Consider the following 23643-nt stretch of genomic DNA (forward strand, 5'->3'; position numbering starts at 1 on the left):
ACCGCCGCCCCGCCCCGGCTCATGCCATCGCCAGGGCGCAGTCGCCCACATGCGCGGCCGCCGCGAAGTCCTGGGCCAGTTCGGCGCCCAGTTGCTGCAGCACCGGCAGCGCGGCCAGCAGCAGGCCACGCGGCGCCAGGAAGGCCCCCAGTTCGCAGGCGAGCCTGAACTCGATGTGGGCGCCGGCGGTCTCCTCCTCCAGAACGACCAGGGTCGCCAGGGCCTGCACCTCCTGGCCCAGCGACACTTGCGCGTCCATGCTGCCGGACAGCGTGGCGCGCAGGTAGTCCGCCAGGGCGAAGAGCAAGGGGTCCTCCTCGCCGCCCTGCGCCATGGCGCGGGCGGCGAGGCGGTTGAAGGCGTTCATGACCAGGTGCACGTCGGCAACGGGGAGCGGCTGCGGTGCCGGCGCGGGCAAGGACATGGTGGGCGTGGACTCGGATGGGGTTAGCGGTGATTTAATCGTCCCAGGGACACGAACTCAAGGCAACAAAGTCATGTTCGAGGCAATTCCAACCGAAGTCCCCGCAGGCGCCGCCCCGGTGAGCAGCGTCAAGGTGCTGCTGGGCGACGACGACGCCGGCCAGCTGGGCCTGCTGGCCGACCTGCTCGCGCGCCTGCGTCCGCACTGGTCCATCGTCGCCTGCGCCCGCTCGGCCGACGAGGTGCAGCACAGCCTGGACCAGGACAGGCCCACGCTGGCCATCCTGGACGTGCGCCTGGGGGCCGTCACGGCACTGGAGATCGTGCGCCAGCAGTCGCGCCGGGTGCCCACCATCTTCGTCACCGGCGACCCCATCTTCGCCGTCGACGCCTTCAATTCGGATGCGGTCGACTTCGTCCTCAAGCCGGTGCGGGCCGCGCGGCTGGAGCAGGCGCTGGCCAAGGCCGAGGCCTCGACGGCCATGCCCAGCGTGCCCGCGGGGCGCGAGCGCACCAGCGCGCTGTGCCTGTTCCGCGGCCAGGAACTGGTCTGGGCGCCGCTCGACGAGGTGGTGTACTTCACCGCCGACCGCAAGTACACCCGCGTCGTGATGCCCGGCTTCGAGGGCCTGCTGCGCATGGGCATAGGCGCGGTGGAGAGCTCGCTGGACCCGCAGCGCTTCTGGCGCATCCACCGCGGCATCATCGTCAACATGCGGCACATGGACAGCGCCCGCCGGGACGACCTGGGCCGCCTGGTGGTGCGCCTGCGCGACCGCGCCGAGCGCCTGGTGGTGTCACGGCCCAACGAATCGCGCTTCACCGACGGCTTCTTCTGAGGGCGCCCCGGCCCCCCAGGCAGGGCCGCCTCAGCGGCGTCGCGGAAGCGGGACGGGCGAGGCCAGCATGGCGCGCACGCGCAGCAGGCCGAGGCGCTCGGCCCGCTCGACGGCGGCCATCAGCGAATCCGATTCGCCGGTGCCGGCGAGCCGCCACACGGGCGTGGCGGTGAAGTAATCCTCGGGCCGGTTCAGGCAGATCTTCACCCGGCCCTCGTAATGGCGCCGGCCGGGTGAATCCTCGAGCACGCCGACGGAGATGACCCAGTAGCTGCCCACGGGCCCCGTGAGCATCTGCACCTGTTCATCCTGCCGGCGCAGCCATTGGCGGGGCGCCTGGCACGACGGGGCGGGGGCGGTGGCCGGGTTCGGACTCGTGAGCTCCATCGATGTGTTCCTCCCTGGTGGGCATGCGCTGGCGTCAAAAGTAAGCGCGGCCCCACCGGCAGGGCGGCACACCCCCCGAAAGGTCAGGTTCCTGGAACGAAACGGCGTCATGGGGAACAGGCTGTCGCGCCACGTCATGGAGCCGAAGCGTGTGCGCGGGCCCGGCCGTGCGGCTCGCCTGCCGGAAGCCGGGGAATGCGGTAGGCTCCTGCGTTTTCCCGGGGGATGACGACATGGACGCTGCGAATTCCGAGCACGACAGCCTTGCCAGCAACAAGCGCAACGTCCTGGCGTTCTACGACCTGATGTTCAACGCCTGCCAGCCCCGCGAAGCCATCGAACGCTACGCCGGCGCCCACTACACCCAGCACAACCCCGCGGTGGGCGACGGCAAGCAGGCCTTCATCGACTACTTCGAGCGCATGGCGCGGGAGTACCCCGGCAAGCGCGTGCATTTCAAGCGCGTCATCGCCGAGGGCCCGTACGTGGTGCTGCACTGCCACCAGGAGTGGCCGGGCTTCCCGGACAGGGACTGGGCCGGCATGGACATCTTCCGGCTCGACGACCAGGGCCGGGTGGTCGAGCACTGGGACGTGCTGCAGGTCGTGCCCGCCGAATCCGCCAATGGCAACTCCATGTTCTGAACCGCCGGCGCAGCCCTGCCCCAGCCCTGACGCCACACCCATGCTGATCCACGACGATTTCTCGCAGCCCGCCATGCTCACGCCCGGCCAGTACCGCTGGGTGCCCTCCCCCCAGCCCGGCGTGGAGCGGGTGATGCTGGACCGCATCGGCGGCGAGGTGGCACGCGCCACCAGCATCGTGCGCTATGCCCGCGGCTCCTCCTTCCCGGCCCACTCGCACCCCGAAGGCGAAGAGATCCTGATCCTGTCGGGCGGCTTTTCCGAGGGCGAACGGCACTACCCGGCCGGCTGGTACCTGCGCAATCCGCCCGGGTCCTCGCACCAGCCCTCCAGCGACGAAGGCGCCCTGCTGTTCGTGAAGCTGCGCCAGGCCGCGGCCGGCGAGCGCGCTTTCGTGCGCATCGACACGCGCGACCCCGCCCACTGGCGGACGCAGGCGGGCCGCGCGCTGTGCCCGCTGTTCGAAGGCGGCGGCGAATCCGTGCGCCTGGAACGCGTGGCCCCGGGCCAGGCCCTGGCCGAGGACGCGGCGGGCGGGATCGAGATCCTGGTCGTCTCGGGCGAACTGCAGGACGCCCAGGGGCCCCTGGGCAGCGGCACCTGGTTGCGCCTGCCCCCGGGGCAGGCGCTGGACCGGCGGGCGGGCCCCGCGGGCGCCTGCGTGTACGTGAAGACGGGCCACCTGCGCAGCGCGTCCGCGGCCCCGGGCGCGGCATGACGCGCGACACCGGCATCCTGGTGGTGGGCGGCGGCCTCGGCGGGCTGTACGCCGCGCACCTGCTGGCCCGGCGCAGCATCACGGACTGCACCGTGCTGGAAGCCCGGGCGACGCCGGGCGGCCGCATCCAGTCCGCCGCGGGCCTCCCTTCGGCCGACGGCACTTCCGCCCCCTGGCGGGGCGACCGCTTCGACCTCGGGCCCACCTGGTTCTGGCCGGCCCTGCAACCGGGCCTGGCCGCGCTGCTGCAGGCGCTCGGGCTGGCCAGCTTTCCCCAGCAGGAAGACGGTGACCTGCTGCTGGACCGCTCCCGCACGGCCCCCCCGGCCCGCACGGCGGGCTATGTGTCCCAGCCGGCGGGCCACCGGGTGCACGGCGGGATGGTGGCGATGGTGGAGGCCCTGGCGGCCCGCCTGCCGGCCGGCCAGCTGGTGTGCGGCCAGCGCGTGACGCAGCTGCGCCACCTCGGCGACTGCGTGGCGGTGGACACGGTGGATGCGGCGGGCACCGCGGCCACGTGGACCGCGCGCGGCGTGCTGCTGGCCCTGCCGCCGCGGCTCGCAGCGGGCATCGCCTTCAGTCCGGCCCTGCCACCCGCGCTGCAGCGGCAGTGGGCGGCCACGCCCACCTGGATGGCGCCGCACGCGAAATACCTCGCGGTGTACGACGAGCCGTTCTGGCGGGCCCAGGGCCTCTCCGGCGAAGCGCGCAGCAGCGTGGGGCCGATGGGCGAGATCCACGACGCCTCGTTCCCGGGCGGCCAGGCCGCCCTGTTTGGCTTTCTCGGCGTTCCCGCGGCCACGCGACTGCAGGTGGGCAAGGACGTGCTGCGCGCGCATTGCCGCCTGCAGCTGGAGCGGCTGTTCGGCCCGCGTGCCGCACACCCGGTGGCGGAGTGGCTGAAGGACTGGTCCCAGGACCCCTGGACCTGCACGCCCGCCGACCTGCAGGGCGACGCCCACCACCACGCTCCGCCGCCGCCGGCCACGGCCGCGGCCGGCCCCTGGGCGGGCACGCTGGCCGGCGTCGCGAGCGAGTGGTCCACGGCCTTCCCGGGCTACCTGGCCGGGGCTTTGGACGCGGCCGCGCGGGGCGTGGCCGCGCTCCTGGGCAGCCCCGCGGCCACCACCCCCTGAACGGGGCGCGGGCCGCTCAGGTGCGCGCGCCGGCCCGGGGGTAGGACTCGATGATCTCCATGTCGCCGAAGTCGGAGCGGATGCTGTCCATGGCGTCCAGGTCCTGGAGGAAGTCGACCGGCCCGAACGCCGACGCATTGGCCGCAGGCGGCAGCTTGACGAGTTCGGCCAGCATGGCGTGCAGCGATTCGTAGCTGCACTGCGCCCACAGCTGCAGGAGCCGCGGCTCGCCCAGCGCCTTCACCAGGCCGCCGATCTCGTCGGCGGCCGCGGCCAGCGCGGCCTGGCGGGCGTTGCCCAGCAGGCTGGCTCGCGCATCCTGGGGCACCGACAACTCGGGCAGCAGGGCCGACAGGCGCTGCAGCAGCGCACGACGCTCGATGCAGCACGGCAGCTCGGTCGCCACGTGGGACCACGCGCCCTCGCTGATGCGCTGGGCGGCGCGCAGGCACCGCAGCTGGGCCAGCCGGGCCTTCAGGCTGCGTTCGCGTTCGTGCAGCTTGTGGCGCAGCCCGCTCGCGAGGGCGCGCGACAGGCCCTGCGACATCGCGAATCCGCAGACGAATGCCAAGGCGCAATACAAAGCCAGTTCGTCCATGCCCCTCTCCCGGAACCGAAGGGCCAATGTAGCGCAAGGCCCGCCGGCCGTGGAGTCCCGGGCGTGCGGGATTGCCCGGGGTGGCGATCCCGCGGACTGCAGCTCATCCGTGGCGCCCCACGGCGCAGCGCCTCGAGGGGCTTGCGCCCTCGCGGCCGTGGCCGCGCGGGCTCAGTGGCTGGCGAGCCAGTCGCCCAGCAGCTGCATGAAGCGCCCGGGCTGCTCCATGAGGAAGAAGTGGCTCGCGTCCTCGAAGACCTCCAGGCGCGCGCCCGGGATGCCCTCGGCCAGCCAGCGCGTCGCGCTCATGGAGCAGATCGGGTCGGCGTCGCCGGCCATGACCAGCGTGGGCTGCGAGATACGGTGCAGCTCGGCCACCGTGTCGTGCTGCTGGCAGGCCTCGTTCTGGCGGCTGTAGCAGGCCGGCAGCCGGGTCTCACCGCCGATCAGCGCCTCGATCGCGGCCACGCGCTCCGGGTTCGCGTTGAAGAAGCCGGCGGACACGAAGTTCTGCACCGAGTGCCGGGCATGGTCGGCCCAGCTGCCGCGCCATTCCAGCGCCTCGCGCATGTTGAGCAGGACCCGGCGGCCCAGCGGATCCAGCCGGGCGAAGGAGGCGCACAGCACCAGCGAGCGCACGCGCGCCGGCGCCTGCAGCGCCATGTGCTGGGCGACGGCGCCGCCCATGGAGCGGCCGACGACGTGCGCCTGCGCGATGCCGCAGTGGTCCATCAGCGCCAGCGTGTCCTGCGCCAGGTCCTGCGTGCTCACGGGCTCGTCCACCTGCGTGCTGGCCCCCGCGCCGCGGTTGTCGAAGGCGATCACGCGGTAGGTGTCGCGCAGCGCCGCGACCTGGGCCAGCCAGGCCGTGTAGTCGCCTGCCAGGCCGTGGATCAGCACCACCGGCGTGCCCGGGCCCCCGGTGTCCAGGTAGCGCAGCTGGTAGCGCCCGGCCGGCGCAAAGTGCAGGGTGTCGGTCATGGGGTTCTACTCCACGCCCAGGTGGGCGCTCAGCTCGCCCTGGCGGGCCTTGAATTCGGCGGCATCGCCCGCGAAGACCACGCGCCCGGTGTTGAGCAGCACCACGTCGTCCGCCAGACCGAGCGCGACGCCCAGGTTCTGCTCGACGAGCACGATGCACAGCTGGCGCTTGAGTTCCGCGAGCGCCTCCGCCACCTCGTGCACGACGCGCGGCGCCAGACCTTCGGAGGGCTCGTCCAGCAGCAGCACGCGCGGGTTGGTCATGAGGGCACGGCCTATGGCCAGCATCTGCTGTTCGCCGCCCGAGAGCGTGCCGGCCAGCTGCCCCTGGCGTTCGCGCAGGCGCGGGAACATGGTGCAGACGGCATCGCGGTCCCAGCGGCGCTGGGCATCCGCGCGGGCCGGGCGCGCCGCCACGTCCAGGTTCTCGCGCACTGTGAGCGTGGGGAAGATGCGCCGGCCCTGCGGCACCAGCCCGATGCCGGCGCGGCAGATGCGCTCGGGCGAGAGGCGGGCGATGGGCGCGCCAGCCAGCGAGACCTCGCCGCTGCGCGGCGGCAGGAAGCCGACGATGCTGCTGATGCAGGTGGTCTTGCCGGCGCCGTTGCGCCCCAGCAGCGCGAGCAGGCGGCCCTCCTGCACCTCCAGGCTCACGTCGTGCAGCACGTGGCTGTCGCCGTAGAAGGCGTTGATGCGGTCCAGCCGCAGCAGGCTAGTGGCCAAGGTAGATCTCCCGCGTGCGCGGATCGGAGACGACCTCCTGGCGCGTACCGCCCAGGATCACTTCGCCGTAGTGCAGCAGCGTGACGCGGTCGGCGAAGGCGAGCGCGGCTTCCATGTCGTGCTCGATCATGAGGATGGTGATGTCGCGCCCGATGCCGCGCAGAAGTTCGGTCACGGTCTCGCGCTCCTGCGCCGACAGGCCGGCGAGCGGCTCGTCCAGCAGCAGCACGCGCGGCGACTGCGCCAGCGCCATGGCGATCTCCAGCCGGCGCTTCTCGCCGTACGAGGTCTGCTCCAGCGGCAACTGCGCCTTGGCGCCCAGGCCCACCGAATCCAGCACCGCGCGCGCACGCTCGGACAGGGCCGGGTCGGCGTCGAAGCTGCCCCACTGGCGCCAGCGCTGGGGCGAGCGGCCCAGCAGCGCGAGCTTGACGTTGTGCAGCAGCGTGTCGCGGCCGAACAGGGTGACGATCTGGTAGGTGCGCGCCAGCCCGAGCTGGGCACGCAGGTGCGGCGCCAGCGCGGTGACGTCGCGGCCCTGCAGGTGGATGCTGCCGGCCGTGGGCCGCAGGTCGCCGGCGATCAGGTTGAACAGCGTGGTCTTGCCCGCGCCGTTGGGGCCGATCAGCAGGTGGCGCTCGCCCTCGGCCACCTCGAGCTGCACCGAACGCGTGACCTGCAGGCCGCCGAAGGTCTTGGACAGGCCCGCGATGCGCAGGGCCGGGGCGGTGGCGCTCATGCGGCCCTCCCGCGCACCCAGCGGTGCAGGCGCGCGATGCCGACCGAGAGCCCGCCCGGCATGTACATGACGATGAGGATGAAGACCACGCCCAGCAGCATGGTCCAGCGGTCGATGTAGGCGCTGGCCACGTTCTTGAGCAGCATGACGAGCACGGCGCCCAGCACCGGGCCACTGAGCGTGCCGGCGCCGCCGGCGATGACCATCAGCAGCATCTCCGCGCTGTTGGCCAGCGACAGGCTGTGCGGGCTGATGAACTGGTTGTAGTAGACGTACATGAGGCCGCCCAGGCCGCCCAGCACGCCGGCGACCACGAAGGTGATCCAGCGGATCAGCCACACGTTGTAGCCCAGGGCCGCCATGCGCCGCGCCTGGTCGCGCGAGCCGCGGATGCTGGCGCCGAAGGGCGAGCCCATCCACACCGCGACGCCGCCCCAGACCGCCAGGAACACGATGAGCGCGAAGTAGTAGAAGGGCACGGGGTCGGCCAGCGAGATGCCGAAGGGGCTGGGCCGGGTCAGGCCCGAGATGCCGTTGTCGCCGCCGGTGACGCTGGTCCAGCGGTAGGCCAGGCCCCACAGGATCTGGCCCAGCGCCAGCGTGATCATCAGGAAGCTGATGCCGCTGGCGCGCAGGGCGATCAGGCCGAAGACGCAGGCCACCGCCAGCGAGACCGTCAACGCCACCAGGGCCGCCGGGAAATGCCCCCAGCCCAGGTGCGTCATGGTCCAGGCCGTGCCGTAGGCGGCCACGCCCAGGAAGCCCGCATGCCCCAGCGAGGTCAGCCCCGCGTAGCCCACCAGCAGGTTGAGGCTCAGGGCCATCATGGCGGCGATGAGCACCTGGCTGGCGAGGTTGACGTAGTAGACGTTGCCCGCGAGCACGGGCAACGCCGCCAGGGCCACCAGGGTGATGCCGAGGAGGACGCGCTTCATGCGGTGATCCGTCCGAAGAGGCCGCGCGGGCGCACCGCCAGGATCACCACCATGGGCAGGAACAGGATCATGTAGGCCAGGTCGGGGAAGAGCACCTGCCCGAAGCTGTAGATGAAGCCGACCACGAAGCTGCCGACGAAGGCGCCCGCCAGGCTGCCCAGGCCGCCCAGGATCACGACGACCAACGCGAGCGGCAGCATGTCGGCGTCCAGGCCGGGGTAGACCGAGAGGATGGGCGCGGCGATGACGCCGCCCAGGCCCGCGAGCGCCGTGCCCAGGCAGAACACGGTGGTGAAGATGCGCGTGGCCGGCACGCCGATGCCCTGCGCCATCTGGCGGTCGTCCACGCTGGCGCGGATCATCACGCCCAGCCGGGTCTTGTCCAGCAGCAGCCAGAGCGCGATCGCGATGAGGACGCTGATGCCCAGCACCGCGACGCGGTAGAGCGGAAAGGTCAGGCCGAACAGGTGGGCCGCGCCGGACAGCATGTCGGGCGAGGACACCGAGCGCGGATCCCCGCCCCAGATCCAGAGGCAGCCGTCGCCGATGACGAAGGCCACGCCCAGCGTGGCCAGCACCTGCGACAACGCGTTGTTGCCCAGGCGGCGCAGGATCACGCGCTCGACCACCGCGCCCAGCAGGCCCACGGCCACGGCCGCGGCCAGCACCGCGGTGGCGAAGTTGCCGCCCCGGTCCAGCACCGTGTAGCCCACGTAGGCCCCAAGCATGAAGTAGGCCCCGTGCGAGAGGTTGGCCACCCGCATGAGGCCAAAGATCAGCGAGAAGCCGGCGGCCAGCGTGAACAGGACGCCACCCAGGGCGAGGCTGTTCAGGGCCTGGATCAACCAGAAATTCATGGCGTGGCGGGGCCGCTCACTTCTCGAGGTTGTTGGCCGGCGGGTAGTCGCGCGAGTAGACCGGCGCGGCCAGGAAGTCCTTGGTCGGGTACGTCCAGAACTGGGTCACCGCCGGGTAGGTCTTGATCACCTTGTTGACCAGCTTGCCGTTCTCGCGCTCGACCTTGCGGATCGTGATGTCCATGATCGGGTTGCCCAGCGCATCCAGACTCAGGTCGCCGCGCGGGTCGTCGGCCAGGTGCACCTTGCGCAGCGCCGCCATGAAGGCCTGCTTGTCCTCGATCTTGCCCTTCACGTCCTTGAGCGCCTGCTCCAGCATCAGGCCTGCGCCGTAGGCACCCATGGAGTAGTAGCCGGGGTCCTCGCCGTAGGCCGTGTTCATGGCGGCGACGAACTTCTTGTTCGCCGGCGCGGTGGTGGTGGCGGTGTACCAGCCGGAGGAGATCACGCCCACGGCCTCGTCGCCCATCTGCTTGAGGATGCCCTCGTCCACCGTGGTCATGGAAGCGATCACCGGGATCTTGCCCTGCAGGCCGTACTCCTTGTACTGCTTCAGGAACTTGATGCCGTTGCCGCCGGCAAAGGCGGCGTAGACCGCGTCCACGTTGGGCTTGATCTGGCCGATGTAGGAGCCGTAGTCGGCCACGTTCAGCGGCGACCAGAGCTTCTGCACCACCTTGCCGCCGTTCTCCTCGAAGGTGCGCTGGAAGCCGGCGACCGTCTCGTGGCCGAAGGCGAAGTCGTCGCCGATGACGGCCACGCGCTTGTACTTCAGGGTCTTGGCGGCGTACTCGCCCATCGCGTGGCTGGACTGGGCGGAGGTGCCCACCGCGCGCACGAACCAGGGGTTGGGCTTGCGCTGGGTCAGGTCCTCGGCGGCGGCCGAGGGCGAGATGGTGGGCATCTCGCTCTTGCGGATGTAGTCGTCGATGGCCAGCGCCTCGAAGGCCGCGAGCGGGCCGATGATGACGTTGACCTTGTCCTTCTCCACCAGCTCCTGCGCCTTGCTCTTGGTGACCGCCGGCTGGCCGGCCGTGTCGGCCACGATCAGCTCGACCTTGCGCCCGGCCAGCGTGTCGTTGCGTTCCTTGAGGAACAGGCGCAGCGCGTTCTCCATCTGCTTGCCGCCGGCGGCCAGCGCGCCGGAGCGCACGGTGAGGAAGCCGATGCGGATCGGGTCGGCGGCATGGGCGGCGAAGCCGAAGCCGGCCAGGACGGTGAAGACGGCAAGAGCGCGGCGGGTGGGCTGGAACGGCATGGCGGGGTGTCTCCTGGTGTGCCGGCGGCTCGCCGACTTTGTGGTTCATGATATTTCACGAAAGAAGAAAAGGTCAACGGAATAGAGGCCTGCCGAGGCGCTCTCCGAGGGAAAACACGGAGAAGCCGCATTTCGTGATCAATCAGCAGGTGCATTTTTTGAACCCTGTGATATCTTTGGAGTCCATGAGCGTCCCCGATTCCCAGCTGGTGTCTACCGGCACGCGCCTGCTGCGCGAGACGGTGTACGAGCAGCTGCGGGCCGACGTCATCAGCTGCCGGCTGGCGCCGGGCACCGAGATCCGCGAGGGCGAGCTCGCCGCCCGCTTCGAGGTCAGCAAGTCGCCGGTGCGCGACGCGCTGATGCGACTCGAATCCGAAGGCCTGGTGATCACCGTGCCGCGCCAGGGCTACCGCGTCGCACCCGTGTCGCTGACCGACGTGCTGGACATGTTCCACCTGCGCGCCGCGCTGGAGCGGGCCTGCGTGGAGCGCATCGTCCGCCACGCCACCGACGAGCAGCTGCAGCGCCTGGACGAATTCCGCCGCTACGACGCCGCGGCCTGGCCGGGCGGCTTCGTCGCCTTCAACCGCGCCTTCCACCGCCGTCTCGCCGAGCTGGGCGGCAATGCCCGCATGCGCGACCAGCTCAACGACCTGATCGACCAGATGGAGCGTGCCGTGCAGGTGAGCGTGGCCAACGTGCGTGCCGGCGACCCGCAGGTCCTGGTGAACGAGCACGCCGAGGTCATCGACGCGCTGCAGGCGCGCGCGCTGAAGAAAGCCCAGCGCCTGGCCGAGCAGCACATCACCGCCGCCGGCCGCCGCGTCAGCGATTCCATTTCCCGCAGCCTCATCGCAGGCTGACCCATTTCCACCTGAAGGATTCACCATGAGCAATGCGAAGCACGCGCCGACCGTGCACGGCCTCTTCATCGACGGCCGCGAAGTGCCGGCCGAGACCCCCGAGCTGCTGGACGTGATCAACCCCGCCACCGGCGAGCTGCTGGCGCAGATCAGCCAGGCCAGCGACGCGGACGTGGACCGCGCGGTGCGCAGCTCGCATGCCGCCTTCGAGAGCGCGGAGTGGGCCGGCATGTCCAACCGCACGCGCGCCAAGCTGATCAACAAGCTGGCCGACGTGTTCGAGGCCCACCTGGACGAGATGTACCAGCTGGAGACCGCCAACAACGGCCGCTCGCTGAACGAGACCCGCGCCCAGATCTCGCGCCTGCCCGACTTCTTCCGCTACAACGCGGGCCTGGCGATCGCCCGCCGCGACTCGGTCATCCCGGTCGACGGCAACTACCTGAACTACACGCTGCGCACGCCCATCGGCGTGGTCGGCAACTCGACCCCGTTCAACCACCCGCTGATGATCATGGTCAAGAGCCTGGCGCCGGTGCTGGCCTCGGGCTGCACCACGGTGGTCAAGCCCTCCGAGTACACGCCGCTGACCACGCTGCGCCTGGCGCAGCTCTTCGTCGAGGCGGGCCTGCCGCCCGGCTGCTTCAACGTGGTCACCGGCCTGGGGCCCACCACCGGCAAGGCGCTGGCCCAGCACCCCATGCTGGCCAAGTGGGTGCTGACCGGCGGCACCGAGGCCGGCCGCATCACCGGCGCGCTGGCCGGCAACAACTTCGCCCACCAGACGCTGGAGCTGGGTGGCAAGACCCCGGTGCTGGTGTTCGACGATTTCGACGTCGAGCAGGCGGTGAACTACGCGGCCTTCGGCGCCTTCATCGGCGCCGGCCAGACCTGCATCTGCGGCAGCCGCCAGATCGTGCACGAGCGCGTCTACGACGAGTTCGTGGAGCGCCTGGCCGACAAGGCCCGCACCATCCGCATCGGCAACCCCTCGGACCCCTCGGTGCAGCTGGGCCCGGTGGTCTCGGCACGCCAGCAGCAGCGGGTGCTCAACTACGTGCGCATCGGGCTGGAGGAGGACAAGGCGCGCCTGGTGGCGGGCGGCAAGGTGCCGGCCGACCCGGCCCTGAAGAACGGCTTCTTCGTCGAGCCCACGGTGTTCGCCGACGTCACGCCGCGCATGCGCATCTTCCAGGAGGAGGTGTTCGGCCCCTTCGTGTCGGTGAGCAAGTTCAGCACCGAGGCCGAGGCCATCGCCATGGCCAACGATTCGCCCTTCGGCCTGGCCGGCGCGATCCGCACCAAGGACGTGACGCGCGCCCACCGCGTGGCCGCGCGCCTGCGCTGCGGCATCGTCTGGATCAACGACCACCACCGGCTGGATCCGGCCTCGCCCTGGGGGGGCGTGAAGGACTCCGGCATCGGCCGCGAATGCGGTACCGAATCCTTCGACCAGCACTTCGAGACCAAGAGCGTGATGGTGCGCCTGGATGACGCGCCCTTCGACTGGTACAAGGACACCGCCAAGCAGTCGCGCCTGAACTGAGCGCCCACGACGACAACAACGAGACCCGGACCCGTATGAACGCTTCCAACGCCTCCCACCCCGAGTTCCAGAGCCGCACGGTCACCGTCGGCGGCAAGCGCCTGGCCGCCCGCGTGGGTGGCAGCGGCACGCCCATCGTGCTGTTCCATTCGCTGCTGGCCGATAGCAGCAGCTTCGACCGCATCCTGCCCGCGCTGGCCGCCACCCACCAGGTGGTGGTGCTGGAACTGCCCGGCTTCGGCCAGTCCGAGGCCGTGGGCGGCAAGCTGGAAGACATCGCCGACCACATCGCCGGCGGCATCGCGGCGATGGGCCTGCCCAAGCCCCTGCTGCTGGGCAACGGCTACGGCGGCTTCATCGCGCTGATGACGGCCATCCGCCACCCGCAGCTCGCCGCCCGTCTGGTGCTGGCCGACTGCGGCGCCTGCTTCTCCGAGCCGGGTCGCGCGGCCTTCCGCGGCATGTCCGCGAATGCGCGCGAGAAGGGCCTGGGCGCGATCGCCGACGTCGCCATGCGGCGCCTGTTCGCGCCCGAGTTCCAGCAGCAGAACCCCGACCTGGTCGCGGCCCGCAAGGAGCGCTTTCTGGCCGTGGACCCGGCCACCTTCCACGGCGCCTGCGAGGCGCTGGCCACGCTGGACGTGCGCGACAAGCTGGCCGGCGTGAAGACGCCGGCCCTGGTGCTGGTGGGCGAACAGGACGAGGCCACGCCCCCGCCCATGTCGAAGGAACTCGCGGCGGGCCTGCCCGACGCACGCCTGGAGATCCTCACCGGTTGCGCCCACGTGCCGCAGCTGCAGGCGCCCGGCCAGTTCATGGACGCCATCAGCGGCTTCATCGCCGGCTGAGCCGGCGACCGGCGACGGTCGACGTCGCCGGTCCTCAGCCGGCGCTGAAGCTCATTCCAGGTTCTTGGCCGGCGTCTCGCGCGAGTAGGGCGGCATGGCCAGGAAGGCCTTGGGGTCGTAGGTCCAGAACTGGCTGACGTTGGGCACCGTCTGCAGGATGGTGTTCACCAGCTGCCCGTCCTTGCGCTCCACCTTGCGGATATAGATGTTCAGCACCGGCTTGGCGTACTCGTCGAGGTGGATGGGGCCCATGGGGCCACTGGTCAGCTTGACCTCGTGCAGCGCCTTGACGAAGGCGGGCTTGTCCTCGGCGCGGCCCTTGACGGCGTTCAGCGCCGCCTCCAGGAACAGGCCGGCCGTGTAAGTGCCCGCGGTGTAGAAGCCGGGCGTGACCTTGTAGTCGGCCTGGATCGCCTTCACGAAGCGCTGGTTGTCCGGCGTCGGGATGGTGGCCGAGTACCAGCTGGCGGAATAGGTGCCGATCGCCTCGTCGCCCATGGCGCGCAGCACGCCCTCGTCCACCGTGGTCGGGTTGCCCAGCACGGTCTGCTTGAGCTGGTATTCCTTGCCCTGCTTGAGGAACTTCACGCCGTTGGTGCCCGCAAAGCCGGCGTACACGCCGTCCACCGTGGGCTTGATCTGGGCGATGAAGGTGCCGTAGTCGGCGACGTTCAGCGGCGACCACAGGCGCTGCACGATCTTGCCGCCGCCGTCCTCGAAGGTCTTGAGGAAGCCGGCCGCGCCCTCGTGGCCGTAGGCGAAGTCGTCCGCCACGATGGCGACGCGCTTGAGGCCCAGCTTCTTCGCCGCGTATTCGCCCAGCACGTGCGTGGGCTGCGCCGCCGTGCCCACGGCGTGGATGACGTAGTCGTTCTTCTTCTGCTGCGCCAGGTCGTTCTGGGCGGCCGAGGTCGGCGTGATCAGCGGCACCTGCGCGCGCTGGATGTAGTCGTCGATCGCCAGCGCCTCGAAGGTGGCGAGCGGGCCGATGATCACCTGCACCTTGTCCTTCTCGACCAGCTCCTGCGTCTTGGCCTTGGCGCCCGCCGGGTTGCCGCCCGTGTCGGCGATCACCAGTTCGACCTTGCGGCCGGCCAGCATCTGGTTGTGCTCCTTCAGGAACAGCTGGATGCCCTCCTCCATCTGCCGGCCGCCCGCGGCGAGCGGCCCGGAACGCACGGTGAGGAAGCCGATGCGCAGCGGCTCGCCTTGTGCGGCGGCGGTGAGCGGAAGCAGGGCCGCGGAGAGTGCGGCCATCGCGAACAGGAAGGATGAACGTTGCATGGGGCGGTGCCTCTGTTGAACTGGCCGAGAGGTTAGGCCAATCAGCCCGCGCTGCAGGCGGGGAAAACCACGAGTCGCATGGGCGTGCGGGAGGGGCCCCAGGGCACCACTCCATCAAGGAGGTCTTACAGCGCGGCAGCCTGCCAGCTGACTTCACCGCTGAGGCCGAGTGTTAGCTTAGGGGAACAAGTGGCCGTCAGCCTCAACCCGGGGCAAAGCGACCGCTTCAACGGTCGCCCATGGAACCCTCGCATCACCCGAACCCGACGTCCTTCCACCGCGCGCTGGCGGGCTTCAATGCGCAGCGCCTGCTCCCGCGCCTGCCAGACGACGGCTGGCGCGAGGACCTTGAACAGGAGCTCGCGATGCGCTGCCGCGAGGGCGAGTTCATCGAGGCGCTGCGTACGCAGGTGGCGCCGCAGATGCCAGCACACGGCCTGTCCCCGGACGCTTTCATGCGCTGGTTCGAAGCCCTGGCGGAGACCGGGCCGGGGCAGCACCATCCGCTGTTCCGCTGGCTGGCCGAGGACGCGGACGCGCAGGACATCCGCTGGTTCCTGCGGCAGGAGGCCGCCGGGGAGGCGGGCTTCGAGGATCTTCTCGCCTACACGCAGGTGCGTCTTCCCCAGCAGCCCAAGCTGGAGTGCGCCCGCAATTTCTGGGACGAGATGGGCCACGGCAAGGGCGCGGCCATGCACGGCCACCTGCTCGAGCGGATGGTGAACGAGCTCGGCCTGAAGCCGGACATCGGCGAGACGGTGAGCGAATCGCTGGCCTTGTCGAATGCCATGGTGGCGATGGCGACGAGCCGCCGGTATGCGTTCCATGCCATCGGCGCGCTGGGGGTGATCGAGCTCACGGCGCCGGGCCGTGTGCGCCGGGTCGCGGACGGCATGCGCCGCACCGGATTCGAGGCGCGCCATCGCGCCTATTTCGAACTGCACGCCGCGCTCGACGTGTCCCACGCACGCGCCTGGTTGCGCGAGGTGATCCGGCCCCTCGCGGAGCGCGATGCCGCCTGCGCCCGCGCGATGGCCGAAGGCGCCTTGATCCGCCTCACCTGCGGCGCGCGCTGCTTCGACCGGTACGCCCGCGAGCTGGGCATCCGCCAGGCCGATGCGGCATCCTCGGGCCTTGCAGCGTCCTGATGGCCGAAGACCTCAGCAGCGCGTGGCATGCAGCGATGGCGGGGCTGCTGCGCCTGCTGCGTGCCGAAGGCTACCGGTTCATCACCCCCACGCCGCTCACGCACTCGCGCGTGCTCGCGCGGCCTCGCGGGCGGCCTGACGCGCTCAAGGACGCCTTCGGGTGGAGCCGGCCGTTCACGGCGGGCGACCTGCCGCACCGGCTGCTCGCCTGCCTGGAAGCCGCCGCGATGCTCGACCGGGACGGTGACCGGCTGCGCAGCCGGGTGCGGGTGTCCTCTGTGGATGACGACCTGTTCCTGCATTCGGCCTACCCGACGTCCGAAGCGGACGCCGTGTTCTTCGGCCCGGACACCTATCGCTTTTGCCGCTTCATCCGGGAAGCCATCGAGGAGATGGCGGCACCGCCCGTGCGCATCCTCGACGTGGGGTGCGGCACGGGGGCCGGGGCGGTCGCTGCTGCGCGGGCCCTTCGAGGGCGCCGCCTCAGCCCGCAATGGGTGCTGAGCGACATCAATCCGCGGGCGCTTCGGTTCGCCGCCTGCAACCTCGATGCGGCGTCCGTCCCCGCGAATCTCGCCCTCGGTGACGGGCTGCAGGCGGTGGCAGGCGATTTCGACCTCATCGTGGCCAACCCGCCCTACATGGCCGACGCGCAGCACCGCCAGTACCGCGATGGTGGCGAGGGCCACGGCCGTGCGCTGAGTGTCCGCCTTGCCCGCGAGGCCTTGCCACGCCTGGCGCCGGGCGGCCGCCTCGCCCTCTACACGGGCGTCGCCATGGTGGACGGCGTCGATCCGTTCATCGCGGAACTCCTGCAGGACCTGGAATCCGGCCCCTACGCCTGGCGCTACGAGGAGATCGACCCGGATGTGTTCGGCGAAGAGCTCGAATCCGAGGCCTACCAGGACGTCGACAGGATCGCGGCCGTGGGACTCGTCGCCACCCGGACCGGGGGAGCCCGCTGATGCCCCTGCCGCTGCGTGAGGTCTTTTCGCCCGCTGCCGCGGCCACCCGCAGGCCTGCTGCGCTGGGTGCGCTGGAGCGACTGCCGAAGTGGGTGATCTGCATTCCCCTGGTCCTGCAGTGGATCGTGCTGGGGATACGCTATCGCAGCCTCTCGCTGCCCACGGCCGCGAACCCGCGCATCACCGCAGGGGGCATGGTCGGCGAAGGGAAGCTCGAATACTTCGCCGGCATGGGGCCTGTTGCGCGCGCGGCGACCGCGCGGCACATCGGCTTGCGCGTGGAGGACGGCATGTCAGCCGCGGATGTCCAAGCGCGCATGGCCGCGGGGGGGCTTGGCTTTCCCGTCGTGGCCAAGCCCGACCTGGGGCTCTGCGGCCACGGCGTGCGCCGTGTGGATGGCATCGAGGCGCTGATGGACTACCTCGGACGCTTTCCGCAAGGGGAAGTGGTGGTGTTGCAGGAATACCTGGCCCAGCCCGGCGAGGCGGGAATCTTCTATGCCCGCGACCCCGCCACCGGTCGCGGTCGCATCATCGGCCTGGCCTTGCGTGACTTCCCGCGTGTCGTCGGCGATGGGGTGCGCAGCATCGCGGCGCTGGCCGCGGCCGATCCCCGGGCACGGCGGCTGCTCGCCTCGCCGCTGCATGACCTCACCCGCGACCTCTCGCAGGTGCCGGCCGCTGGCGAGCTGGTGAGACTGTCCACGATCGGGTCGACCCGCGTCGGCGGCCTGTACCGCGACGCAGGCACCTGCATCACCCCGGCGCTGGTGGACGCCGTGGACGCCATCGCACGCGACATGCCGGAGTTTTACTTCGGGCGCTTCGACGTCCGCTTCGACAGCCTCGCGGACCTCGCCTGCGGGCGCGGCCTGCGCATCATGGAGGTGAACGGCGCGGGGTCGGAGGCGATCGAGGCTTGGGACCCGGACACGCCGCTGTGGCGGGGGTTCGCCCTCATCTTCGCGAAGCAGCGCCTTCTGTTCGAGATCGCGCATGCCAGGCGCCAGGCGGGGACCCAGCCCCTGTCCCTCCTCGCACTGGCGGCGCTGCACCTTCGACAGCAGCGCCTGATCGCCAGTTACCCGCCATCGAACTGACGCCCATGCCTGTCATCGCAAGCCCCGCCATGGGCGAGCCGCTGCCCGCGCAGGCCCGGTCCCAGACCGGCCCGCAGACGCCCCCCGCCACGCGGCTCGAGCTGGTCTGGGCGCGGGACGCGGCGGAGGTCCAGGATGCCCAGCGGCTGCGCCACCAGGTCTTCGCCCAGGAAATGGGGGCCCAGCTCGAGGACGCCGGCAGCGGGCTCGACGTGGACCGGTTCGACGCCTTCTGTGACCACCTGCTGGTGCGTGCGGGCCCGCGCGAGGCCGCCGTGGTGGTGGGCACCTACCGTGTGCTTCCGCCGGACGCGGCCCGCAGGGCCGGCGGGTTCTACACCGACACCGAGTTCGACCTGAGCGCGCTCCAGGCGCTTCGTCCGCGCGCGCTGGAGCTGGGCCGCTCATGCGTCCACCCCCAGTGGCGAAGCGGGGCGGTCATCCTGGCCATGTGGAGCGCGCTGGCCGCGTACATGCAGCGGCATGCCCTGGAGACGATGATCGGCTGCGCGAGCATCGGCATCCGCGATGGCGGCCGCAACGCCGCCGCGCTGTGGCATGCCTTGCGGGGCACGCACATGGCCGCGCCGCAGTGGCACGTCACGCCGCGCCGGCCCCTGCCCCTGCACCGGTTCAGCACGGATGGGGCGGCGCCACCCGTGGCGCCCCCGCTGGTCAAGGGGTACCTGCGATGCGGTGCGCGCATCCTCGGCGCGCCGGCGCTCGACGAGGCCTTCGGCACGGCCGACATGCCGCTGCTGCTTCACCTGGCGACGCTGTCGCCACGCTACCGCCGCCACCTGCTGGAGGCGCGTTGAGGCGGGCGGCAAGCCTGCCGCTGCTCGTCGCCGGCCAGTTCCTCGGAACCCTGGGCGACAGCGCCCTGTTGATCGTCGCCGTCCAGGCGCTGGCCAGGGCCCGCGCTCCCGCATGGGAAGCGCCCCTGCTGCGCATCCTGTTCTACGGGGCTTACGTGCTGCTCGCGGTTGTGGCCGGTGCCGTCGCCGATGCGTTTGCCAAGCGTGATGTGCTGGTGGTGACCAGCCTGGTCAAGGTGCTGGGCTGCTCGGTGCTCGCGGCGGGTGGCAGCCCGCTGGCGGCCTACACCCTCGTGGGGCTCGGGGCGGTGCCCCACATGCCGGCGCGTTACGGCATCCTCGGCGAATTCGTGGCCCCGTCACGCCTTGTCGCTGCAAATGCCTGGCTGGAGGCTTCGACGCTCTGCGCGAGCATCCTCGGCATCGGCGCCGGCGGCGCGCTGGTGGCGTCCGGTGAGCGCCACCCTGCCCTGGCCGGCATGGCGCAGCGCCCCGCCTGGTGGCTGGATGCGGCCTTCGTGGGCGCGGCCGTGTGTTCGTCGTTGTTGCTGCGCGCCCCGGCCGTGCGTCCCGGCGGATGGCGGCGCGTCCCTGGGGCAGCCCTGCGCTTCCGGCGCGCGGCCATGAGCCTCTGGTCGTGTGCGCAGACCCGCGGCGCACTCACCCTCACCAGCACCCTCTGGGGTGTCGCCGCCGTGCTGCAGCTGGAGGTGCTGCGGTGGACGACGCAGCGGCTGCAGCTTCCGCTGTCGTCCGCCGCATGGCTGCAGCTCGCCGTCGCCGCCGGCATGGTCTGCGGGGCCGCAGCCGCGGGGAGATGGACCACCCTCGCCCGCGAGCGAACGGCGGCGTTGGCGGCCTTGGGCGGGGGCGCCACGCTGTCGCTGCTGGCGTTCGCGACGGGCCTTGCCACGGCACTGCCCTTGCTCGGGGCCGTGGGGGTCTTTGCAGGATGGGCCCTCGTGGCGTCCAATGCACGGGTGCAGGCAGGCGGAAAGCGCGCGGGCGGTCCGGGCGAGTGGCTCGCCGTGCAGCACTTCATCGAGAACGCGATGTCGCTGGCACTGCTGGCGGTCTACGGCCTCGCCATCCTGTGCGGCCTCTCGTCGTCGCCTGTGATCCTCGCCATGGGATGTGGTGTCGCCCTGTCGGCGCTGGCTTCGCTGTGCTGACTTCTCTGCGGCACGCGAAAGCGATCCAAGTGCGTGGACTCAGTCGGCACTCATCAGCCAGGCCTCGGCTTCCGCGATGGTGTGGAAAGGCCGCAGGTTCAGGCCCATGTCCCGCGCTTGCGCGGCTGCGATCCCCCGGTGCTGGTCGGTTGCGACGGCGACGCCGACCTTGGCCAGCCCGGCCAGCGTCTGGGCCATGTACCGCCCGATGTCCTCGAGTTCCTGCTGGGACAAGTCGTGGTCGATCGCCATCAGGTCGAGCATGGCCTTGTCGATGCCACCGCGCCGGCAAAGCTGCGCGAGAAAGTCGATTCCGCTGAGAAGTTCAGCCAGGGCGGCGTGCCCTGACAGCACGACGAGGATGCGATCCCGACCTCGCTCGACGCTCAATGTGAACATCATGTGTCTCCCCCCGATCAGCTCTGTGGCTGACATTGTGCATGCGTGCGCGTCCCTTCGCACCGGCCAGGCATCGCCAGGCCAGGAAGACGATGCGTCCGTGTCACGGCGCAGGTGTTCGGAGCGCTGCAGCTTGTGGGGGTGAATCCGGGCGCGCCCGGAGGCGGTGTGTCCCTCGCACCGTCGGCGGCGCTGGGTCGGGATAGGCTTTAGCCGCCGGCGTCGAAGGGGGTGATGCGCCAGAAGCGCTCGACCACCTGGGCGCCCCCGCGGGACAGTGCATGGTCGCGCATGGAGGCCCGCCAGTCGGGTGTGAAGCGGAAGATCGTGGAAAGCTGCGACCGGTATGCCGAGATCGCCTGGAGCTTTCGCTCGAAGCCGGCTTCCACGGGGTGCCTGATCTCGTCGCCCAGCCAAGGCGCCACGGCGTCAAGGCGCTCCTGCAGCTTGTGCGGCGAGTGCAGGGTGTACGGCAGGTCTTCGTAGGCAAAGACCTGCCAGCCCTGGGCAGCCAGCAGGCACCCGGCGTCGAAGACCAGCTGGTGGTCCACATGGTTGCCGATGCCCAGCGGCACATAGAGGGCGAAATCACGGGTCACCCCGTCAAGCGCGATCAGTTGCGCCGCCAGTTCCTCCGGGAACGAGACCTCTTGCTCGTGGACGAGGCCGAAAAGCCGGCTGTCGCTTCCGTACAGCCCGTCCCGGTAAATGGCGTCAGGGTGGTCCAGCCACAGCAGTTCGCAACCGAGCTGGCAGGCTGCGGCCACGTCTTCCTCGCGCCTGGTGTACAGCACAGACGCGGCGCCGCCCAGGTTCCAGCGCTTGTGTTTGCGCGCCGCGAACTCGTCCAGGTCCTCGTCGTCCACATCCCCTGCAAAGACCGTGACCACGGTGCATGGCGCACCCCGGGCCGCCATCTGCGCGGCGGTCGCACCGCACGACAGCGCGGCGTCGTCGTAGTGCGGCTGGACAAAGAGGGACGGGGACGCAGGAAGATCGGTCAGCACTGCCCAAATTATTGCGGAAACGCGAGCGCCCGGGGGTCTGGCGAGCCATCGGTCTTGCACGAGCCGAACTCAAGTGCGCACACTCACCTCGACGGGGCCAACCGGCAGCATCGACCTGCTAGAGGCCCAGCTCGCTCAGGCCGGGGTGACCGTCGGGCCGCCGGCCCAGCGGCCAGTGGAACAGGCGCTGCCCGGGCTCGATGGGCAGGTCGTTGATGCTCGCGTAGCGCTGCTCCATGAAGCCTGACGTGTTGAACGCCCAGTTCTCGTTGCCATAGCTGCGATACCACTGCCCGGTGTCGTCGTGCCATTCATAGGCGAAGCGCACCGCGATCCGGTGGCCGGCACAGGCCCAGAGCTCCTTGATCAGCCGGTAGTCGAGTTCGCGCGTCCACTTGCGCACCAGGAAGGCATGCACCTCGGCACGGCCCACCGGAAACTCGCTGCGGTTGCGCCACCGCGTGTCTTCGGTGTAGACCTGCACGACCCGGTCCGGGTCGCGGGTGTTCCAGGCATCCTCGGCGATGCGCACCTTCCGTGCGGCCGTCTCGTCGGTGAAGGGGGGCAGCGGCGGCTTGGTCTCCATGGCGCAGGTCCTTTCGAGGTCGTGGGTGGCGCGTCGCAGCCTGCGGCATCAGGCGGCCAGGGCTTCCGCCGGTGCCGGGCGCGCCCTCGCCGCTTCGACAGCGCCCTGGCGCTGCTCGATGGCTTCGGCGATGTGGGCGGCATCGCGCGCGACGCCCGAGAAACGCCCGGAGCCCCAGGTGTGAAGCCAGGGCAGGCCGAGGAAGTAGAGCCCCGGTTGCGCCGTGATGCCGCGCCGGTGCCCGGGATGGCCACGGCCATTGAACACGGGCACCTCCAGCCACGAGAAGTCCGGCTGGAAGCCGATGCACCAGATCACCGATGTGATGCCCGCCTCGCGCAGGCCGAGCCGCTCCCGCTCCTGCGCCACGTCCCACACGGGCGTGTAGACCGAAGGCGGGGGGGCATCGATGCCGTTCTGGGCGATGTACTTGTCGATGGACGCGTTGATGCCGTTGTAGACAGCGTCCGCATGGGCAAGGTTGGCGGCGAGGTCCGGGGCGAAGCGCAGCACGTCGCCGTCGAGCCCCACCAGCAGGCCGTAGAGCTCCATGCCCTCGGCAGCGAAACGGCGCAGGTCGATGTCACGGCCGCCGTCACGGCCGGTGACATAGTGGTTGGTGTTGTCGCGCACACCCTCGCGCAGCGGATGGGCGTCCACCGGCATGTCGTAGTACTTCATCTCGGCGAGCCAGTCGACCACGTCCTTGCCCCGGTAGAAGCGGGCGCAGCGCGGCGCGTCCCCCGTCGCCAGCACCACCCGGCGGCCGGCAAGATGAAGGTCCTCGGCGATCTGGGAGCCTGACTGGCCGTTGCCCACCACGAGCACGGCGCCTTCCGGCAGCGCCTGGGGATTGCGGTACTGCTCGGAGTGCAATTGGACGATGTCGCGTGGCAGTCGTTCGGCCAGTCGTGGGATCACCGGCACATGGTAGCCGCCCGAGCAGACGGCGACCTGGTCGGCCGTGAATTCCCCGCGCGAGGTGGAAATCGAGAAGCCATCGGCCGTCGGCACGACGCGGCGCACCGCGCAGTGGTCCAGCAGGGGTGCATCCACGTGCTTCACGAAGCCTTCGAGGTAGTCGATGATCTCGTCCTTCTTCATGAAGCCATGCGGATCGGGTCCGCGGTATTCCCAGTCCGGCAGCTTGCACTGCCAGTTCGGCGTGACCAGGCAAAAGCTGTCCCAGCGCTGGTCGCGCCAGGCGTGCACCGGGTCGTGCTTCTCGACGACGAGATGGTCGATGCCGCGCTGTTTCAGGTAGTAGCTGAGCGAGAGGCCGGCCTGGCCGCCGCCGACGATCACGACGCTGTGGTGGGTGGGAGTGGGGTTCATGCGTGGATTCCGTAAAGACAGGGACGAAGGGTTGAGGTGCCGCAACTCAGTCCTCGAAGCCGAGCACCTCGACCTCGGCGAGGTCGTCATAGGCTTGTGCGACCTCCTCGATCGCGGCAAGCTGGTCCAGTGCCATCGAACAGGCGAAGCCGTACTTCTGGCGCACGCGTTCGGACGCCGTGTGCAGCGATACCCGCACCACGCGCATGAACTGCGGCATCGGGTAGCGCACGCCGGCGGTCAGGTGGTCCTTGACGACCAGCGACGGTGAATAGCAACGCATCTCCCGGCCGTCGGGCCAGCGGAGCTTGAAATGGATGGCGGGCATGGG

The 23643-nt window shown here is 70.6% G+C and carries 27 protein-coding genes; 12 read left to right on the forward strand and 15 right to left on the reverse strand.

What is annotated here, in order from left to right; genetic code table 11:
• Positions 1-19: 19 nt before the first annotated feature.
• Positions 20-424, reverse strand: a complete 405-nt coding sequence (locus IM725_RS00610) for a hypothetical protein (RefSeq protein ID WP_193778622.1) — start codon at positions 422-424, stop codon at positions 20-22.
• A gap of 118 nt (positions 425-542) precedes the next feature.
• On the opposite strand from IM725_RS00610, the gene IM725_RS00615 reads away from it, so the two are divergent.
• Complete coding sequence (locus IM725_RS00615) at positions 543-1262, forward strand: LytR/AlgR family response regulator transcription factor (RefSeq protein ID WP_193778623.1); 720 nt, start codon at positions 543-545, stop codon at positions 1260-1262.
• 30 nt (positions 1263-1292) lie between these two features.
• Here IM725_RS00615 and IM725_RS00620 read toward each other — a convergent pair whose 3' ends face one another.
• On the reverse strand, positions 1293-1649 hold the full coding sequence (locus IM725_RS00620; RefSeq protein WP_193778624.1) for a hypothetical protein: 357 nt from the start codon (positions 1647-1649) through the stop codon (positions 1293-1295).
• 233 nt (positions 1650-1882) lie between these two features.
• Between IM725_RS00620 and IM725_RS00625 the strand changes: the two genes are divergently transcribed.
• Genes IM725_RS00625 through IM725_RS00635 form a run of 3 tightly spaced genes read left to right on the forward strand, consistent with a single transcriptional unit; the run spans position 1883 to position 4147 of the window.
• Positions 1883-2293, forward strand: coding sequence for a nuclear transport factor 2 family protein (locus IM725_RS00625; RefSeq protein ID WP_193778625.1), 411 nt, complete (start codon positions 1883-1885; stop codon positions 2291-2293).
• A 40-nt stretch (positions 2294-2333) separates the two neighbouring features.
• Positions 2334-3011, forward strand: coding sequence for a cupin domain-containing protein (locus tag IM725_RS00630; RefSeq protein ID WP_193778626.1), 678 nt, complete (start codon positions 2334-2336; stop codon positions 3009-3011).
• Positions 3008-4147 (forward strand): NAD(P)/FAD-dependent oxidoreductase, encoded by a 1140-nt coding sequence (locus IM725_RS00635; protein ID WP_193778627.1) that lies wholly within the window; start codon positions 3008-3010, stop codon positions 4145-4147. Before IM725_RS00630 ends, IM725_RS00635 begins: the two co-directional genes overlap by 4 nt.
• A gap of 16 nt (positions 4148-4163) precedes the next feature.
• Here IM725_RS00635 and IM725_RS00640 read toward each other — a convergent pair whose 3' ends face one another.
• The 7 genes from IM725_RS00640 to IM725_RS00670 all read right to left on the reverse strand — a co-directional run bounded on the left by IM725_RS00640 (position 4164) and on the right by IM725_RS00670 (position 10238).
• Entirely contained in the window at positions 4164-4745 is a 582-nt protein-coding gene (locus IM725_RS00640) for a hypothetical protein (protein ID WP_193778628.1), read from the reverse strand.
• A 171-nt stretch (positions 4746-4916) separates the two neighbouring features.
• Entirely contained in the window at positions 4917-5726 is an 810-nt protein-coding gene (locus tag IM725_RS00645) for an alpha/beta fold hydrolase (protein ID WP_193778629.1), read from the reverse strand.
• Between the two features lie 6 nt (positions 5727-5732).
• Positions 5733-6449, reverse strand: a complete 717-nt coding sequence (locus tag IM725_RS00650) for an ABC transporter ATP-binding protein (protein WP_407692490.1) — start codon at positions 6447-6449, stop codon at positions 5733-5735.
• Entirely contained in the window at positions 6439-7188 is a 750-nt protein-coding gene (locus IM725_RS00655) for an ABC transporter ATP-binding protein (protein ID WP_193778630.1), read from the reverse strand. Before IM725_RS00655 ends, IM725_RS00650 begins: the two co-directional genes overlap by 11 nt.
• Positions 7185-8123, reverse strand: coding sequence for a branched-chain amino acid ABC transporter permease (locus IM725_RS00660; protein ID WP_193778631.1), 939 nt, complete (start codon positions 8121-8123; stop codon positions 7185-7187). The genes IM725_RS00655 and IM725_RS00660 overlap by 4 nt, the downstream gene beginning before the upstream one ends.
• Positions 8120-8980, reverse strand: a complete 861-nt coding sequence (locus IM725_RS00665; RefSeq protein ID WP_193778632.1) for a branched-chain amino acid ABC transporter permease — start codon at positions 8978-8980, stop codon at positions 8120-8122. Before IM725_RS00665 ends, IM725_RS00660 begins: the two co-directional genes overlap by 4 nt.
• A 16-nt stretch (positions 8981-8996) precedes the next feature.
• Complete coding sequence (locus IM725_RS00670) at positions 8997-10238, reverse strand: ABC transporter substrate-binding protein (RefSeq protein ID WP_193778633.1); 1242 nt, start codon at positions 10236-10238, stop codon at positions 8997-8999.
• 185 nt (positions 10239-10423) lie between these two features.
• On the opposite strand from IM725_RS00670, the gene IM725_RS00675 reads away from it, so the two are divergent.
• From IM725_RS00675 to IM725_RS00685, 3 genes are read left to right on the forward strand one after another with little or no spacing between them, the layout of a single operon-like run.
• Positions 10424-11104, forward strand: coding sequence for a GntR family transcriptional regulator (locus tag IM725_RS00675; protein WP_193778634.1), 681 nt, complete (start codon positions 10424-10426; stop codon positions 11102-11104).
• Between the two features lie 25 nt (positions 11105-11129).
• Complete coding sequence (locus IM725_RS00680) at positions 11130-12650, forward strand: aldehyde dehydrogenase (protein WP_193778635.1); 1521 nt, start codon at positions 11130-11132, stop codon at positions 12648-12650.
• Positions 12651-12685: 35 nt separating this feature from the next.
• Positions 12686-13498 carry an alpha/beta fold hydrolase gene (locus IM725_RS00685; RefSeq protein ID WP_193778636.1) on the forward strand — a complete coding sequence of 271 codons (813 nt, stop codon included), beginning with the start codon at positions 12686-12688 and terminating at the stop codon, positions 13496-13498.
• A gap of 51 nt (positions 13499-13549) precedes the next feature.
• Here IM725_RS00685 and IM725_RS00690 read toward each other — a convergent pair whose 3' ends face one another.
• Positions 13550-14782 carry an ABC transporter substrate-binding protein gene (locus IM725_RS00690; protein ID WP_193778637.1) on the reverse strand — a complete coding sequence of 411 codons (1233 nt, stop codon included), beginning with the start codon at positions 14780-14782 and terminating at the stop codon, positions 13550-13552.
• Positions 14783-15021: 239 nt separating this feature from the next.
• Here IM725_RS00690 and IM725_RS00695 point away from each other — a divergent pair, with 239 nt between their 5' ends.
• From IM725_RS00695 to IM725_RS00715, 5 genes are read left to right on the forward strand one after another with little or no spacing between them, the layout of a single operon-like run.
• Positions 15022-15930 carry an iron-containing redox enzyme family protein gene (locus IM725_RS00695; protein WP_193778638.1) on the forward strand — a complete coding sequence of 303 codons (909 nt, stop codon included), beginning with the start codon at positions 15022-15024 and terminating at the stop codon, positions 15928-15930.
• Entirely contained in the window at positions 15930-16895 is a 966-nt protein-coding gene (locus tag IM725_RS00700; protein WP_193778639.1) for a methyltransferase, read from the forward strand. Before IM725_RS00695 ends, IM725_RS00700 begins: the two co-directional genes overlap by 1 nt.
• Positions 16895-17995: an ATP-grasp domain-containing protein gene (locus tag IM725_RS00705; RefSeq protein WP_193778640.1), complete on the forward strand. Its 1101-nt coding sequence runs from the start codon at positions 16895-16897 to the stop codon at positions 17993-17995. Before IM725_RS00700 ends, IM725_RS00705 begins: the two co-directional genes overlap by 1 nt.
• A gap of 5 nt (positions 17996-18000) precedes the next feature.
• The gene (locus IM725_RS00710) at positions 18001-18813 is read left to right on the forward strand and encodes a GNAT family N-acetyltransferase (RefSeq protein WP_193778641.1); all 813 of its coding nucleotides are present in this window, start codon (positions 18001-18003) and stop codon (positions 18811-18813) included.
• Positions 18810-19985, forward strand: a complete 1176-nt coding sequence (locus tag IM725_RS00715) for an MFS transporter (RefSeq protein ID WP_193778642.1) — start codon at positions 18810-18812, stop codon at positions 19983-19985. Before IM725_RS00710 ends, IM725_RS00715 begins: the two co-directional genes overlap by 4 nt.
• A gap of 39 nt (positions 19986-20024) precedes the next feature.
• On the opposite strand, the gene IM725_RS00720 is transcribed toward IM725_RS00715, so the two are convergent.
• From IM725_RS00720 to IM725_RS00740, 5 genes are all read right to left on the reverse strand, one after another.
• Positions 20025-20387 (reverse strand): hypothetical protein, encoded by a 363-nt coding sequence (locus tag IM725_RS00720; protein WP_193778643.1) that lies wholly within the window; start codon positions 20385-20387, stop codon positions 20025-20027.
• 206 nt (positions 20388-20593) lie between these two features.
• Complete coding sequence (locus IM725_RS00725; protein WP_193778644.1) at positions 20594-21391, reverse strand: PIG-L deacetylase family protein; 798 nt, start codon at positions 21389-21391, stop codon at positions 20594-20596.
• A 118-nt stretch (positions 21392-21509) separates the two neighbouring features.
• Positions 21510-21977 (reverse strand): nuclear transport factor 2 family protein, encoded by a 468-nt coding sequence (locus IM725_RS00730; protein ID WP_193778645.1) that lies wholly within the window; start codon positions 21975-21977, stop codon positions 21510-21512.
• 48 nt (positions 21978-22025) lie between these two features.
• A complete protein-coding gene (locus IM725_RS00735) occupies positions 22026-23312 on the reverse strand; it encodes an MSMEG_0569 family flavin-dependent oxidoreductase (RefSeq protein ID WP_193778646.1) in 1287 nt (428 codons plus the stop codon).
• Between the two features lie 46 nt (positions 23313-23358).
• On the reverse strand, positions 23359-23640 hold the full coding sequence (locus IM725_RS00740; protein WP_193778647.1) for an MSMEG_0570 family nitrogen starvation response protein: 282 nt from the start codon (positions 23638-23640) through the stop codon (positions 23359-23361).
• Positions 23641-23643 lie beyond the last annotated feature (3 nt).

The sequence above is a fragment of the Ramlibacter aquaticus genome (assembly GCF_015159745.1).
Classification (GTDB): Bacteria; Pseudomonadota; Gammaproteobacteria; order Burkholderiales; family Burkholderiaceae_C; genus Ramlibacter; species Ramlibacter aquaticus.

What these genes read in the sequence shown, in the direction of transcription:
- IM725_RS00630 (WP_193778626.1), top strand. Translation starts at nt 2,334, where the DNA reads ATGCTGATCCACGACGATTTCTCGCAGCCCGCCATGCTCACGCCCGGC.
- IM725_RS00635 (WP_193778627.1), top strand. Translation starts at nt 3,008, where the DNA reads ATGACGCGCGACACCGGCATCCTGGTGGTGGGCGGCGGCCTCGGCGGG.
- IM725_RS00685 (WP_193778636.1), top strand. Translation starts at nt 12,686, where the DNA reads ATGAACGCTTCCAACGCCTCCCACCCCGAGTTCCAGAGCCGCACGGTC.
- IM725_RS00680 (WP_193778635.1), top strand. Translation starts at nt 11,130, where the DNA reads ATGAGCAATGCGAAGCACGCGCCGACCGTGCACGGCCTCTTCATCGAC.
- IM725_RS00645 (WP_193778629.1), bottom strand. Translation starts at nt 5,726, where the DNA reads ATGACCGACACCCTGCACTTTGCGCCGGCCGGGCGCTACCAGCTGCGC.
- IM725_RS00665 (WP_193778632.1), bottom strand. Translation starts at nt 8,980, where the DNA reads ATGAATTTCTGGTTGATCCAGGCCCTGAACAGCCTCGCCCTGGGTGGC.
- IM725_RS00705 (WP_193778640.1), top strand. Translation starts at nt 16,895, where the DNA reads ATGCCCCTGCCGCTGCGTGAGGTCTTTTCGCCCGCTGCCGCGGCCACC.
- IM725_RS00625 (WP_193778625.1), top strand. Translation starts at nt 1,883, where the DNA reads ATGGACGCTGCGAATTCCGAGCACGACAGCCTTGCCAGCAACAAGCGC.
- IM725_RS00655 (WP_193778630.1), bottom strand. Translation starts at nt 7,188, where the DNA reads ATGAGCGCCACCGCCCCGGCCCTGCGCATCGCGGGCCTGTCCAAGACC.
- IM725_RS00700 (WP_193778639.1), top strand. Translation starts at nt 15,930, where the DNA reads ATGGCCGAAGACCTCAGCAGCGCGTGGCATGCAGCGATGGCGGGGCTG.
- IM725_RS00735 (WP_193778646.1), bottom strand. Translation starts at nt 23,312, where the DNA reads ATGAACCCCACTCCCACCCACCACAGCGTCGTGATCGTCGGCGGCGGC.
- IM725_RS00670 (WP_193778633.1), bottom strand. Translation starts at nt 10,238, where the DNA reads ATGCCGTTCCAGCCCACCCGCCGCGCTCTTGCCGTCTTCACCGTCCTG.
- IM725_RS00720 (WP_193778643.1), bottom strand. Translation starts at nt 20,387, where the DNA reads ATGATGTTCACATTGAGCGTCGAGCGAGGTCGGGATCGCATCCTCGTC.
- IM725_RS00690 (WP_193778637.1), bottom strand. Translation starts at nt 14,782, where the DNA reads ATGCAACGTTCATCCTTCCTGTTCGCGATGGCCGCACTCTCCGCGGCC.
- IM725_RS00740 (WP_193778647.1), bottom strand. Translation starts at nt 23,640, where the DNA reads ATGCCCGCCATCCATTTCAAGCTCCGCTGGCCCGACGGCCGGGAGATG.
- IM725_RS00695 (WP_193778638.1), top strand. Translation starts at nt 15,022, where the DNA reads ATGGAACCCTCGCATCACCCGAACCCGACGTCCTTCCACCGCGCGCTG.
- IM725_RS00640 (WP_193778628.1), bottom strand. Translation starts at nt 4,745, where the DNA reads ATGGACGAACTGGCTTTGTATTGCGCCTTGGCATTCGTCTGCGGATTC.
- IM725_RS00660 (WP_193778631.1), bottom strand. Translation starts at nt 8,123, where the DNA reads ATGAAGCGCGTCCTCCTCGGCATCACCCTGGTGGCCCTGGCGGCGTTG.
- IM725_RS00675 (WP_193778634.1), top strand. Translation starts at nt 10,424, where the DNA reads ATGAGCGTCCCCGATTCCCAGCTGGTGTCTACCGGCACGCGCCTGCTG.
- IM725_RS00620 (WP_193778624.1), bottom strand. Translation starts at nt 1,649, where the DNA reads ATGGAGCTCACGAGTCCGAACCCGGCCACCGCCCCCGCCCCGTCGTGC.
- IM725_RS00730 (WP_193778645.1), bottom strand. Translation starts at nt 21,977, where the DNA reads ATGGAGACCAAGCCGCCGCTGCCCCCCTTCACCGACGAGACGGCCGCA.
- IM725_RS00710 (WP_193778641.1), top strand. Translation starts at nt 18,001, where the DNA reads ATGCCTGTCATCGCAAGCCCCGCCATGGGCGAGCCGCTGCCCGCGCAG.
- IM725_RS00610 (WP_193778622.1), bottom strand. Translation starts at nt 424, where the DNA reads ATGTCCTTGCCCGCGCCGGCACCGCAGCCGCTCCCCGTTGCCGACGTG.